Origin of the sequence: uncultured Brevundimonas sp., assembly GCF_963975535.1 — a bacterium.
In the GTDB taxonomy this organism is placed as follows: Bacteria; Pseudomonadota; Alphaproteobacteria; order Caulobacterales; family Caulobacteraceae; genus Brevundimonas.
In genome coordinates this window covers 101,532-115,150 of record NZ_CAXBHE010000001.1, presented here as the reverse complement: position 1 = coordinate 115,150, position 13,619 = coordinate 101,532, and the positions used below count along the sequence as shown (strand labels likewise).

The window sequence follows — 13,619 nt, the reverse complement described above, 5'->3', positions numbered from 1 at the left end:
GACGCAGACTTGCTGGCCGCCATGTCCGACACCCTTCCCGACCGCCTTTCGGTGGACCCTTCCAGCCCGTTCCACGACGGCGAACTGCTTGCGCGCGGTATCGGCATCCGTTTCAAGGGTGAGGAAAAGACCAACGTCGAGGAATACTGCATCTCCGAGGGGTGGGTCCGTCTGGCGCTGGGCAATCGCGTCGATCGCAAGGGCAAGGCCCTGACGGTCAAGCTGCAGGGGCCGGTCGAGGCTTTCATCAAGGCCGAGTAGTCAAGGCCGGCCTTTGCCCCGGCACGATGTCTCGCTAGGGTCCGCGCCTCGATCCTGAGTCTGGAGGCGCGCCCGTGATCCTTTCTGCCCGTAGTCTGGCTGTCAGCGCGTTTGCGCTTGGCCTTATCGCCAACCCGGTCCTGGCCCAGGATGCCGGCACGATCCAGCGGGCCGAGACCATTCGCGATGCGGCGCTGACCCGGAATATCGCCCTCGACTACGTCACCCAGATCACCACCCGTTTCGGGCCGCGCCCGGCGGGGTCGAAGGCCGAGCAGGACGCCTCGGCCTGGGCCGCCGACTACATGCGGTCCCATGGCTTCCAGAATGTACGCATCGAAGCGTTCCCGCTGGTCGGCTGGGAGCGCGGTGAGGAAAGCGCCGCGATCGTCGGCGACCGCCCGCAGCGGCTGGTGGTCGCGGCCCTGGGCCATTCGCCGGGCACGGACGGCGTCATTGAGGCCGAGGTCGTGCATTTCACCAGCCTGGACGCGTTGAATGCCGCCCCGGCCGGTTCCCTGGCCGGAAAAATCGCCTACGTCGACGCCGGACAGATGGTGCGGATGCAGGACGGGGCCGGCTACGGGCCACTGTCGCGAATCCGCGCGGCCGGTCCCGCCGCCGCCGCCGCCAAGGGGGCGCTGGCGTTTCTCATGCGTTCCGCCGGCTCGGACGAGCACCGGATGCCGCATACGGGCACGACCCGCTATGTCGATGGCGTCGTGCCGCTGCCGGGTTTTGCCCTCGCTGCGCCGGATGCCGACACCATTTCGCGTCTGATCGCCATGGGCGAGACGGTTCGCGTTCGCCTGTCCTCGACGGCGCACACCTATGAGACCCACTCCCAGAACGTGATCGGCGATATCGTCGGCCGGACCCGCCCGAACGAGATCATCGTCCTGGGGTCACACATGGACAGCTGGGACCTGGGAACCGGGGCCATCGATGACGCGGCCGGTGGGGCGATCACCCTCGGCGCGGCCAAGGCCGTCGCCGACAGCGGACGGCGTCCGGCCCGGACGATCCGGGTTGTGCTGTACGGAGCAGAGGAAGTCGACCAGCCGAACAATGTCGGCAATGGCGGCGGAGCCTATCTGCGGAGCATCGGCGACGCCGTCGAGACGCACATCATCGCCGGGGAGAGTGATTTCGGGGCCGACCGGGTCTATGCGCTGGGCCTGCCTGCAGGGGCGCAGGGCAGCGATTTTGCCAGGGCCGCCAGTCAGGTACTCTACCCGATCGGGGTTCTCGCATCCCAGGATCCTGAAATGTACGGCGGGGCCGACATCGGCCCGCTGGCCATGGCCGGGGTGCCGGTGTTCCGTCTGGCCCAGGACGGCACCCGCTATTTCGACCTGCACCACACCGCTGACGACACCCTGAACCAGATCGATCCGGCGCAGCTGAACCAGAACGTCGCCGCCTGGGCCGGTCTGCTCTGGCTGATTGCCGACTCGGACGTGGATTTCCGCGCCATGCGATCGGCGGCCACTGCGACGCACTGATCCCGCCTCCGCGAGCGTGGCGAAACTGGTAGACGCAAGGGACTTAAAACCCACTACCGTAGATTTACGTAGCTAAATCAACCGGTTGCGAGGGGTAGAGACTTACACATGCCTTACACAGTTGCCGCATGCGGCAAGGAGGTCATGTGCCGGAGTCTCACTCCCTCATGGACGGCAAGCTTCACGTGTACCGTCGCGAGAACAGTCGGTTCTGGCAGTGCGCGACCTACCTGAGCGGTCGCAACTATCGTCAATCGACGAAGGAAACGAACATCGCTTTCGCGCGGGAATTTGCGCGCGAGTGGTATCTCGACCGGGTCGCCGAGGATCGTCTTCGCAAGTCCGGGAAGCTACCGGCGTCGCCGGAGACGTCTATCGTCATTCCTGCACGAATCGCGCCGAAACGGCCGGGCGAAAAGACCTTCCGTGAGGCCGCGGCCGTCTTCGAAAAGGAGTTCGAGGCGATGACGCTCGGTGAGCGGAACACCCACTACGTCGCCGGCAAGGGGCGGGTGATCCGGCTTTATCTGAATCCGTTTTTTGGCGATCTCCCGATTTCCGAAGTCTCCGCCGGTCGGATCCAGGATTACCGGCTGCACCGCGTCACGCCTCCCGACGAACCGCAGCGGGTGCGCTTCGTCTCGGATGGTCAGGAGCGGATCGGCAAGGCCAAGGTCTGGAAACGGCCGAGCCGCCAGACCCTCCACAACGAGATGGTCTGTCTCCGGCAGATTCTGAAGACCGCGAACCGGAAAGGATGGATTTCGGCGCTTCCGGATATGAGCAACCCATATCGAGCTTCCGGCAAGGTGAGCCACCGGGCCTGGTTCTCACCCGAAGAATACAAGCGTCTTTACGAAGCGACCCGAGAACGCGCGAAGAACCCGAAGAAGGAACGCTGGCGCGAAGAGTGCGAGCAGTTTCACGACTTCGTACTGTTCATGGTCAACACCGGGCTGCGTCCCGACGAGGCGCAGCGCCTCGAGTTCAGGGACGTCTCGATCGTCAAGGATGAGGCGACCAGCGAACGGATCCTCGAGATCGAGGTGCGTGGCAAGCGCGGCGTCGGCTACTGCAAGAGCATGCCGGGAGCCGTCCGCCCCTTTGAGCGGGTGCTGAAACGCAAGAATGGTCAGCCAACCGATCTCGTCTTCGGGCTGGTGCAACGCGAGCTTCTCAACGCGATCCTGGACGAACTAGGTCTCAAGAAGGATCGGGATGGCAAGCCAAGGACGGCCTATAGCCTGCGTCATACTTATATCTCGATGAGGCTGATGGAGGGCGCCGACATCTACCAGGTGGCCAAGAACTGCCGCACCAGCGTGGAGATGATCGAGAAATATTACGCCTCCCACATCAAGAACGTGCTCGACGCATCGGCCATCAATGTCCGCAAGCTAAGGCCCGCCAAACGGCGGGCGGCGAAGGCTCTGGCGACGGACGTCGACTGAACTCGCCTTGGCGATAGTGATCGAACGCGGCTATAGAGCGGTTCGGCCCGCGGGCGTGGCGAAACTGGTAGACGCAACGGACTTAAGCTGAGGATTGAGTGCGCCGGGGGAAATCCCGGACGTAGAACCGCTCAAAGTCGGGGAACCCTGTCAAATGGCGATCCCGAGCCAAGCCCGTCTCCGGACGGGAAGGTGTAGAGACTAGACGGGCGGCGTCTAAGGCCTTCGGGCTACGACGAAGGGATAGTCCAGACCACGAACGCGCTTCGGCGCGGCGGCGAAAGTCGAAGTGGTATGAAAATCCGTCGGGCTTTGCCCATGCCGGTTCGACCCCGGCCGCCCGCACCAAACCTAATCCGATGAATGCTGCTCCTGAAATGGGCCAGCAGCGCCGGCGACCTGTCGCTAGAAATCCGCCTTGAGGCTGGGGTCGATCGACTTCCGCATGAAGTCATCGACCTCGGCCGCCTCGGCGAACCGGGGCCAGTCCGCGACCGTCGCGACGACCTCGTCGATGATGGCGCGGGCGCGGGTGGCGTTGATCGAGGCGGTGGCCGCGCAGGCTTCGAGATCCGCCCGTGAGATGTCCTTGCGCCGGCCGTTTACCGACATCTGGTGCTGCCGCAGCCACTGGTTCGTCAGGTCAAGGGCCCAGGTCACGTCGTAGGCGGGGGACAGGGACCAGACGCCGTTGCGATCCATCAGGAAGGCGATGTTCTTGACGTGGTCGTCCTGATTTCGGGCGACGACGTTGAACGTCATGCGTCGGAACAGCTCCTCCATCTGGTCCATTGGCAGGCTCAGTTGCCGCATGACCTGAAAGGCCTGCTCATAGGTGTAGCTGTCCGGGCTGCAGTAGTCGTAGTGGGCGAGGGCGGCTAACGACTGCATGTGCAGCTTGCCGCCGGTCTCCGTGCGGTCGAAGCGGCGGGTCATGAAGTGGCGGCGGCCGCCCTCCGGGAGTAGCCTGCAGTCGGTCATGGTGATTCCAGCCGCCTTGGCCATTTCCGAATAGGCGAACTCCACAGCGCCGAACCCTTGCGGGTCGGCCAGGCCGCGGTCCCGGTTGTCGCTGACGCCGTCGAACTTGAGCAGCCAGTAGCCGAAGCCGTCGCCGGCATCGACCTGACCGGACCGGACCTCGTTGGTCGCCGGATTCCAGGCGATGATCGCCTTGGCGCGGGCACCCCCGGCCGAGGCGCCGACCTGAAGAATTTCCCGCAGCGCGTCGGCCTTGTCCGGGTCTCTGAACGAGACCTGCAGGGTGTTGCGGTTGGTCAGCACTTCCGAGGCCAGCTCGACGAGGGTCTCGATGTGAACTCGCTCGGACTTGCGCGTACGTGGGCCGGCGGCGGGCGTGAACTCCAGGGCGCCCATGCCGCGAGAGGCCATGTAGCAGAGCCGTTCGACTGCGTCGGCGCTGTCCGGGGTTCGCCCCTGCGTCGCCAGCCAGGCGTTGATCAGTGTGTGGCCGTAGCGGTCGGGCAGGGCATCCGCGAGCATGCCTGGCAGGCCGTAGAAGCTTTCGGGGTTCAGGCCGGGAAAGCTGTAGATTCGGTCGCTGAGCGGCATGGACAGCGGCGCCACCTCGATCTGCGACCGCAGGAAGGCGGGTTCATAGGCGAAGGTCGCGACGTCGGCGCCCTCAGCCAGCGAGACGGCCCCGATCCGGCGGCCCCACAGATTGACGGCGGCGATGGTCACGCTTCGTCACCCCAACGCCAGGGTTGGGTCGCGTCGTCGTCCGGGCGCGCGTCAGGCCGGGCCCGTTGGCGAACCTTGCCTTGCCGCTCCAGCAGGTCGATCGGATTGGCCGGCGCATCCGGAAGGAACCGGTCGAGACCGTCCAGCTTCTCCAGCACCCGAAGCGCGCGAACCAGATTGATCAGTTGGACAGAGTCTCCGGCCTCAAGGCGCTCTACTGTGCGCTTCGACACCCCTGCGGCCTCAGCGAACTTCGATTGGGTCATGTGGCGTTGCAGGCGGTAGTCCGCCATCCTGCGACCGACCTCGGTCAGAACCGCCTGATCTGTGGTAAGATTGGTTACCTTCATAATTCGCCACCTTCGGCGACTTATATACCCCTTAAGGGGTTAATTCGTCAACAATGGCGACTTATAAGTAGGAAGTCCTTTCCTTCTAACTCGTCATAGATGGCGACTTCTGGTCGTTTAAGCCCTTAAGTCGCCAAGTCTGGCGACTTAAGGGACGTGAAAGCGATCAATGGGTCTGTAGCGTCCTGTCGCGAGCGGTTGTCTTTGGCCTTGCCTGTCAGGATGTTGGCGTCAGGGATGTTGGCGTCAGGGAGGACAAGGCGCCAAGCGCGATGGGAACTGCGGCGAATGGGGCAATCGGCAGGGCATCGGCGCCGTGGTCGATGGCGATGCCCCCGCCCGTGGAAGTCGCGGCGAACGCCACCGCCACTCCGATGAGACCCAGGCCCGAGTGCCGCAGCAGGATGGCGCTTTTCGTGACCCCTCTTCGTGCTGGGCTCAGAGGCTGGAGCTTGTCAGTGAACGCTCCCTTGAGTTGACGGGCGGTCGAATGGGGGACGGGCCTGGAACTTCTGCGAGGAAGCCCGGGGTTTCAGGACCAGCCGCCGCCGACGCCAAGCGTCCCCCGGCTCTCGGTCGGCCCCTATCGTTCCGGAACCCGTCGCGGCCAGCCTACAGGGTCGTGGCTACGACGCAATCGACGGCGCGGCTCTGAATGACGCATCGCGGGAATCGGTTCGATACGATAGGCGAAACAGCCGGACCGCGACCGACCTCGCGCCCGGCCGCGGTCCCGCGCCGACCCGCCGTCGGCCGGGCCGCACCCTTCCCGGCGAGGACCTCGAACATGAAACCCCTCATCGCGCTTTCACTCTCGGCTATCGTCCTGTCCGGATGCATCGGCATGACGCCGAACCGCGATAGGGGGAGCCTCAAGGTCGCGAGCTGGAATATCGAGCACCTCGCCGAGCGTGACGGCGAGGGCTGCAGTCCCCGTACCGAGGCGGACTACGCCCGACTGCGCGATCATGTCCGCGCACTGGACGCCGATGTGATCGCCTTCCAGGAGGTTCAGAACAAGACCGCTGCGGAACGGGTGTTCGACCCGGCGATCTACGACGTGGTCATGTCCGGCCGCCCGCCCAGCACGCGCAGCGGCGAATGCCGGGGGCAGCCGGGCCTGTTCATCCAGAACCAGGCCGTCGGCTTCGCGATCCGCAAGGGCGTGCCCTGGACACGCCACCCCGACCTCAACGCGCTGGCGCTCGGAAGTCCGGACCTGCGATGGGGCGTGGATGTGACGGTGTCCCGGGGGCGACCGGTTCGATTGCTGGCGGTGCATCTGAAATCCGGCTGCAACTCTGGCCGCGAACCGACGGATCCTGACTGCCCTGTCCTGTTCGACCAGCTCCCTGTGCTGGAAGGATGGACGGCGGCGCGGGCTGCGAAAGGCGAGGCCTTCGTCGTACTTGGGGACTGGAACCGCCGTCTCGCGAGCAGGAATGACGCCTTCCTGGCCGATTTAAACGATAGCGAACCGGCCGGATCGGGGCTTACGCTGGCCTCCGGCCAAAGGCCGGCGGGCTGCAAGGCCCGCTATCGTGAGTACATCGACTTCATCGCGACCGGATCGGTCGCGACCGCACGCGTAGAGCCGGAGTCATTCGAAGAGTATCGCTATGGCGGGATCGCGGAGACTGAGCATCCTTCGGACCACTGCCCGATCTCGGTTCGCATCACAGGCTGAGGTCCCGCAGAAATCAGGGAGCCGCGCTTTCAAGCGCATCCAGGTAGCCATCGCAGCCCGTGAAATAGCCATCTACGGCGTTCATGACATCGGCCAGGGCGACAAGGTCAACATGGTCCAGGGCGAGCGCGATTGGGCGGCCCTTGGTATCGACCGGATAGCGGTGAGAGAACGAGCCGGGATCTACGACCGCGAACTCCGCGACGATGCGGCCGACCGCCTCGTCGGCGCCGTCGGCGCCGTCGGGGTCGGCGACGCCGAAGCCCTCGACGACCGTCCTGAACCGCGTCCAGAGAACGGAGAGGTCGTGAGATTTCCAGATCGCCTCGACCTCGACCGAGGGGCCATAGGTCGCGGTCAGGTACTTCAGCGACAGCTCGATGAACTGGCGGTAGTTGAACAGGATCGGAAACACGAGCGTGTCCCGATCGCAGCGGTCGTCAGTGGCGTGGGCCACCATCAGCTCCGCCGCCCGCTTGTAGCCGGTCATCATCAGAACCATTCGGCTGTGAGGCGGCTTCACGAGCGTGGCGTTGCCGTCCCAGTCTGGTGAGACCGTGAACAGTCGATCACCGGCCTGTGGCCAACGGAATGGTTTGCCGAGAAGCGCTTCGAAACTCATCCTGTCCTCCTGTCGAACCTTCGCGTCATAATGCGGAAATGGATCTTATTCCGGAGAACATGCTCCGCATCATCGCCCTTGCCCTGCCGGCCGGGCACGGTTTCGGCGACCGTGTGCCCATCGGCGCCTGGGGCGATCCTGAGGGAGCCACCTGCGGGATCGTGACACGGCATGCCGAGACCGGCGAACTCGGCGTCATCGCAATGCGGCGTCGCGTCGATGACGTCTGGACCGAGACGGCGCGCGAGCTCGGATTTCGATCGCTCAAGCATGCGCAGGAGCGCCTTGAAGCCCTGCTGCGCATCGGCGCGCCTGCCGAACCGCTGCCGGCCAACACCGCCCCACGGGCAGGCCTTCACGACCTTCAGGGCCGTACCCCCAGTCCCATCTTCGACTCCCTGCGCACGCCGTCGCATCATCTGGCCGCGTGGATACTAAACCAGCTCTACCTCGCTCTCCCCAATCCGGACTGGAACTGGGCCGGAGATTGCCAGACCGGGAATTTCCATACCCGCATGTGGGAAGCCCAATTGCTGGCGGCGTTTCGAGAGCAGGGCCTGCATGTCACCCAGCCGTTCGAGTCTCCGGACTTTCACATTCGCAATCGCTACGGTGGCGAGGCCTGGGTCGAGGCCGTGACCGCCAACCCTGAAAAGCGTTTCGACCACCTCAACGCGCCCAGGGTCGCGCCGCCAGCCGACCGGGATGCCCTGTTCTTCGGCCCGGCGGCGCTACGCTTTGCCAAGACCATCGGGAACAAGCTCCAGCGGCGTTATGACCAGCTGCCGCATGTCGGGGGCAAGCCCTTCATGCTCGCTGTCTCGGACTTCCACGCGGCCGGCTCGATGCGTTGGAGCCGGGAGGGCCTCGCGGGCTATCTTTACGGCGAAGGCGCTGAGGTCGTCATCGAGAATGGACGCTCCGTCGCGCGCGCGACGCATGCGACCCATCTCCGGGGTCCTTCCCGATTCCCTGCGGGTCTCTTTGCAAACGCCGACCACGCGGAGCTTTCGGCCGTCATCTTCTCCAATGCCTGCGCGATGTCGAAACTCAGCCGCGTGATGGTGTCGGCCGGCGCCGACCCAAAGGGGATGCGGTACACGCGGATCGGCAAATTCTTCAACCGCACCGAGGGCGCGCTTCAGGGGAACGACTTTTGCCTGGACGTCGCCAGCGCAGCCTATCGCGCCCTATGGCCTCAGGGCTACGAGCCCTGGTCGGCGGAGATGGAGGTTTTCCATAATCCGTTCGCTCACCATCCCGTACCGCATGCGTTGCTGCCGGAGGCGACCCACTGGTTCGATGTCGGCGGCGAGAGGATTTGCAGCTCGCACTACGCGACCGGGATCCTGTGGTCGGAGACCTGGATCACCGACGCCGCCAACCCTCCCATCCGGCTCGAAGACATCCTGTCCGGCAACGGCGCTGCGTTGCAAAAGAGCCTAAGGGCTCCGCCCTCGCGCGGGTCAGGGTGAAGCGGCTTCGCCGCCGGATCGGCCGGTCTCCCCGGCCTTCCGCGCCGGCGACGTCTGCGATGTCCGCGATCGATGAGAGGCTTGTGCAGGCCGGGCGATCCCCCTCCGGCCGATCCGCCCTGGCCCTTGCTACCCCGGTCTCGCCGACGGGCAGGGTTTCAGGCGCGCCTTTCGCGTGCCTGCAACCCTTGCCCAAAGGAGGCAGACATGACTGCTCAATCCACCCAAACCCGTATCCCTGCGGCGGCTGACGCCGCCGCGCCCGGAGCGGAGCCGGTTCACGGCGCGGAGATCGTGGTTCCGCTGAACCGGTTGAAGGCGTCCCCGAAGAACGCCCGGAAGACGCCGCACAACGCGGCGACCATTGAGGCCTTTGCCGCCTCCATCAAGGTCAAGGGGGTGTTGCAGCCGCCCGTGGTCGAGATCGAGCGCGGCGAGGACGGCGCAGCGACGGGAAACTTCCTCGTGACCATCGGGGAGGGGCGCCGTCAGGGGCTGCGGCTGCTGGCCAAGCGCAAGCAGATCAAGCGGACTCATCCGGTGAAGGTGATCGTCGATACCGAGAATGACGCCCATGAGATCAGCCTCGACGAAAACACCACCCGCGAGGCCATGCATCCCGCCGACCAGTTCGAGGCCTTCAAGCGGCTGGCCGACGAAAAGGGCTACGGTCCCGAGGAAATCGGCGCCCGGTTCGGGGTGACGGCGACCATGGTGCGTCAGCGGCTGCGGCTGGGCGCAGCGGCGCCGGAATTGATGGCGGCTTACCGGGATGGAGCGATGGCGCTGGATCAGCTGATGGCCTTCTGCGTCAGCGCTGATCAGGACCGGCAGCGGCAGGTGTTCGAACAGATGGGCGACTACCGCCCCGTCCACGCCATCCGTCGCGCCATGACCGAGGCCAAGGTGCGGACCGATGATCGTCGCGCGATCTTCGTCGGCGTCGTGGCCTATGAGGCCGAAGGCGGGACGGTGCTGCGCGACCTGTTCACCGAGGACGGCGGCGGCTGGCTGGAAGACCCGGCCCTGCTGGACCGGATGGTCAGCGACAGGCTGGCCGGTCTGGCCGAGGAGGCGCGCCAGCGCGAGGGCTGGAAATGGGCCGAGGCCGTGTCCGACTATGCCGAGGTGAGCGCCCTGGGCCGGGTCTATCCGGTCGAGCTCGTCCGCTCCGAGGCCGACGCGGCGCAGATCGCGGTCCTGTCCGAGGAGTATGACGCACTCGTCTCGGGATCGGATGGGCAGGAGGTTTTGCCGGACGCGGTGGACGCCCGGCTGGAGGAAATCGACAAGGCCCTCCAGGCCTTCGGCCCGGACTTCGACTATACGCCCGAGGTCAAGGCGCGGGCCGGGGTCATGGTCCTGCTGGGCCATGACGGGCTGGCCCGGTTTGAGCGCGGTCTGGTGCGGGCCGAGGACGCCGTGGAGGAGCGGCGCGCCGATCCCGAAGCGCCGGAGGGTTGGTCCAAGAGTGACGAGCGGGAAGGGGAGGCGCCGCCCGCCCCGGAAGTCGAGGCCGACGAAGGGCTGGCGCCCCTGTCGGAGCGGCTGGTGATCGACCTCACCGCTCACCGGACCATGGGACTGCGCGACGCGGTTCAGGCTGACGAAAACATCGCCCTGACGGTGGTCGTCCATGCTCTGGCCCTGCAGGTCTTCTATCCGGCGTGGGGAACGTGGACACCCCTGCAACTGCGCATGAGCGTCACCGGTCTGGAGCGGTTGGCGCCGGGGGTTAGCGACAGCCCCGCCGGGCGGCGCGTGGCCGACCGGCTGGAAGCGTGGGGTGCCCGTCTCCCGGAAGAGGCTCGCGACCTCTGGGGCGTCCTGATCACCCTGCCGCCTTCGGAGCTTCTGGACCTGATGGCCTGTTGCGCGGGCGTGGGGCTCTACGCCGTGCGCGATCCGCATGACCGCAAGCTGGACGCCCTAGCCCATGCCGAGGTGCTGGCGACCATCACCGGTCTGGATATGACCGGGACGTGGTCAGCGACGGCGTCGTCCTACTTCTCCCGCGTGTCCAAGGCGCGTGTGCTGGAAGCCGTGATCGAGGCGACCACGGCCGAGGAAGCCGGGCGGATCGCCGGGTTCAAAAAGGGCGACATGGCAGAGGCCGCCGAGCGGCTGGTCGAGGGTAAGGGCTGGCTGCCGTCCGTGCTGCGCACCACGCCGGCGGTTGATCCGAACACCCCGGAGCCGGAAGAGGAGGCGACGGAGCCGCCCCAGCCTGACAACGATGCCTATCGGTTCGCCGCCGAATAGGCGACGGCAAGTCCGGAAACTCGCCGCGCGCCCTTTGAGGGCGCGCGGCTTTTTGTGTCGCGAGCGCCGGCCACCCTTGGCGAACACGGGAATGTCTCCCCATCTGCGCAAAGAGCCATGCTGGCTCGTTTCTCAGTTCTCGGAGCCAGCCATGCCCGGACACGTCCGGTTCGTCGTCGACACCAACCTCTTTCACGAATTCAAACTGCTGAGTTCTCCGGACATTGTCTGGAGCCTGCTCGGCGATTTCGATGAGATCGAACTCACCGTCTGTGATGTCGTACAGAGCGAACTCGACCGGCAAAAGAAGGATAACCGGTCACGCGTGAAGAAGCGCGCGATCGAGGCTGTCAGGTGGTTTCGCGGCATGCTGCTGGCCGGGGCGTCCGAACACGTCTTTCGCGAAACCGGCCCCCGGGTGGTGATGACCTTGACGCCCACGGCGGCTAGCCGCGACCATCCCGAGGTGCTCGATCCGTCTGTGGACGATGACCGCATCGTGGGCGTCGCCGTCGCGCTGCGGCAGGCAGATGCCTCCGCCGACATCCGGCTGCTGACGGACGACACACGCCCGGCCGCAAAGGCGAAGACCCTCGGCATTCCCTTCCAGTTCATCCCGACGCCTTGGGCGCGGGAACCGGAACTCGACGATCAGGCCCGCGAAACCGAGACCCTGAGGTCTCAGCTCGCCGCCATCAAGGCGACCCACCCCAAACTCGGCGTCTCCGCCGACGGGGCGGTGAACCATCGCGTGACCGTGGACCGCGCGGCGTGGGCAGCTGTGACGTCCGACGAACGGGCGACGGCTCGGACGGTGGTCGCCGAACAGTTCCCGCTGTCAGCCCTCGAAGAGCGGTTCGCGGCGGATGCGATCCGCCGGAGGCCCAGCACATGGCAACTCGGCCGGGGCCAGGTCACGACGGTTCCGGTGCCGCCCGGCGCGCTGGCGAAGTATCGTAACGTAACCTATCCCGATTGGCTGGACGCCTGTGTCAACGCCGCCGAAACTCTTCCAGACGCGTTCAACCCGGCGATCGCCGGTGCCCCGATCACCGTGCGTCTGACCAATAACGGGACCCGGCCAGCGGAGAATGTGCGTATCCGCTTCCGCGCCCGAGGCGGGTTCCGCATTGCGCCCGAAGGGGTCGAAGTGGCGCCCGACCTGCCCAGCCTGCCGAAGGCTCCCGCGCCGCCCGAAGAATCCTATGTCTCCGCAGATGGCAATCCGATCGGCAGGGTCACGGCTATCCACCCCCTTCAGTCGCCGTTTGACAGCCTTATGCCCCTCACCCGATTTCCAACGCCCCACGAAGAGGAAGACTGGTACTACGAACCGGGCAGGCCGACCGAGCCGACCGACGTCTACGATCTCGTCTGCGCCCGATTCCGGCACGGCGGCGAGGAAGAGACCTTTACGTTGCTCGTCTATCCCCATCAGCAGCAGGACGTGGTCGCCGCATCGCTCGAAGTCGAGATCAACGCCTCCAACCTCCCTGAACCGGTCAAACAGGTGTTCCCGATCGAGATCGCCACGCGATTCCTGCCGTCCGGTCCCGCCATCGAAGCGTTCATCAGGGACGAGGATCCGATCGGCCGTGCGTTGAAGTCGCCCTGAAGCCTGACGCCTGCTGGGCGGTTTGGTGTTCAAGACGACGCTCCTCAGAATTGAGCGCCTGTCTAACCCTGATGCAGGTCCGCGATCTCTTCGGCGTTGAACGCGAGGAATTCGAGCAGCTCTTTCAAGGCCTCGATGAGCGCCTTCATTCCTGGTATCTCGTGCATCGCTTCGAGAAGACTGCTGACAATCGCGGCCGCCAAGTCGAAATAGCGCTGCCAGGCCCGAAACCGTTCGCCGAGTTCCTGCAGTTCCTGGCGAACTGAGTTTCGGCGACCGGCCATGCGGGTCTTGTAGACGACAGGTTGTCCGGTCAGGCCAACGGCCGCCAGTTGCGGTTGGCGCAGCGGATAGTTCTCGGTCAGGTCACGGATGAGCACCTTGACCCGCGGTCGCGCATCCTCGAGGGCGAGCTGACCGCCCATAAAGGAAAGCCCCCCAAGTCCCGGGAAGGCGAAGTCATAATCGACATCTTCGAGGTTCTGGAGCTCGCCGCCGACCTCGCGGAGGGCCACGTCCAGATCGACCAGAAAGCCGATCAGACCGCCGCCTTCGTCCTCCGGACGCTCCGGGCCACGACCGCCACCACCGCCGTCGTTCCCGCCGTCGCCGAACGCGCCGAAGTCGAGGTCCACTTCATCCGGTTCCATCATGATTGCACTCTCCCCGCGAATCCGCCTTTGAAAG

The 13,619-nt window shown here is 65.5% G+C and carries 11 protein-coding genes; 7 read left to right on the top strand and 4 right to left on the bottom strand.

Annotated features, from left to right (window positions below; all coding sequences use genetic code 11):
* Positions 1-21: 21 nt before the first annotated feature.
* The 3 genes from AACZ75_RS00570 (at position 22) to AACZ75_RS00560 (ending at position 3,217) form a co-directional block, all read left to right on the top strand.
* The gene (locus AACZ75_RS00570; protein WP_339870592.1) at positions 22-261 is read left to right on the top strand and encodes a DUF3297 family protein; all 240 of its coding nucleotides are present in this window, start codon (positions 22-24) and stop codon (positions 259-261) included.
* A gap of 74 nt (positions 262-335) precedes the next feature.
* Complete coding sequence (locus AACZ75_RS00565; protein ID WP_339870591.1) at positions 336-1,766, top strand: M20/M25/M40 family metallo-hydrolase; 1,431 nt, start codon at positions 336-338, stop codon at positions 1,764-1,766.
* Between the two features lie 167 nt (positions 1,767-1,933).
* Positions 1,934-3,217 carry a site-specific integrase gene (locus tag AACZ75_RS00560; protein ID WP_339870590.1) on the top strand — a complete coding sequence of 428 codons (1,284 nt, stop codon included), beginning with the start codon at positions 1,934-1,936 and terminating at the stop codon, positions 3,215-3,217.
* A gap of 405 nt (positions 3,218-3,622) precedes the next feature.
* Here the strand turns inward: AACZ75_RS00560 and AACZ75_RS00555 are convergent, their stop codons facing one another.
* Positions 3,623-4,921 carry a HipA domain-containing protein gene (locus tag AACZ75_RS00555; RefSeq protein WP_339870589.1) on the bottom strand — a complete coding sequence of 433 codons (1,299 nt, stop codon included), beginning with the start codon at positions 4,919-4,921 and terminating at the stop codon, positions 3,623-3,625.
* Positions 4,918-5,271, bottom strand: a complete 354-nt coding sequence (locus AACZ75_RS00550) for a helix-turn-helix transcriptional regulator (RefSeq protein ID WP_339870588.1) — start codon at positions 5,269-5,271, stop codon at positions 4,918-4,920. The genes AACZ75_RS00555 and AACZ75_RS00550 overlap by 4 nt, the downstream gene beginning before the upstream one ends.
* A 787-nt stretch (positions 5,272-6,058) precedes the next feature.
* Here AACZ75_RS00550 and AACZ75_RS00545 point away from each other — a divergent pair.
* A complete protein-coding gene (locus AACZ75_RS00545; RefSeq protein ID WP_339870587.1) occupies positions 6,059-6,958 on the top strand; it encodes an endonuclease/exonuclease/phosphatase family protein in 900 nt (299 codons plus the stop codon).
* A gap of 13 nt (positions 6,959-6,971) precedes the next feature.
* Here AACZ75_RS00545 and AACZ75_RS00540 read toward each other — a convergent pair whose 3' ends face one another.
* Positions 6,972-7,580, bottom strand: coding sequence for a hypothetical protein (locus AACZ75_RS00540; RefSeq protein ID WP_339870586.1), 609 nt, complete (start codon positions 7,578-7,580; stop codon positions 6,972-6,974).
* A 38-nt stretch (positions 7,581-7,618) separates the two neighbouring features.
* Between AACZ75_RS00540 and AACZ75_RS00535 the strand changes: the two genes are divergently transcribed.
* The 3 genes from AACZ75_RS00535 (at position 7,619) to AACZ75_RS00525 (ending at position 12,932) form a co-directional block, all read left to right on the top strand.
* Complete coding sequence (locus tag AACZ75_RS00535; protein WP_339870584.1) at positions 7,619-9,055, top strand: hypothetical protein; 1,437 nt, start codon at positions 7,619-7,621, stop codon at positions 9,053-9,055.
* 207 nt (positions 9,056-9,262) lie between these two features.
* On the top strand, positions 9,263-11,317 hold the full coding sequence (locus AACZ75_RS00530) for a ParB N-terminal domain-containing protein (protein WP_339870583.1): 2,055 nt from the start codon (positions 9,263-9,265) through the stop codon (positions 11,315-11,317).
* Positions 11,318-11,468: 151 nt separating this feature from the next.
* Positions 11,469-12,932 (top strand): PIN domain-containing protein, encoded by a 1,464-nt coding sequence (locus AACZ75_RS00525; protein ID WP_339870581.1) that lies wholly within the window; start codon positions 11,469-11,471, stop codon positions 12,930-12,932.
* A 62-nt stretch (positions 12,933-12,994) separates the two neighbouring features.
* Here AACZ75_RS00525 and AACZ75_RS00520 read toward each other — a convergent pair whose 3' ends face one another.
* The gene (locus tag AACZ75_RS00520; RefSeq protein ID WP_339870580.1) at positions 12,995-13,585 is read right to left on the bottom strand and encodes a hypothetical protein; all 591 of its coding nucleotides are present in this window, start codon (positions 13,583-13,585) and stop codon (positions 12,995-12,997) included.
* Between the last annotated feature and the right edge of the window lie 34 nt (positions 13,586-13,619).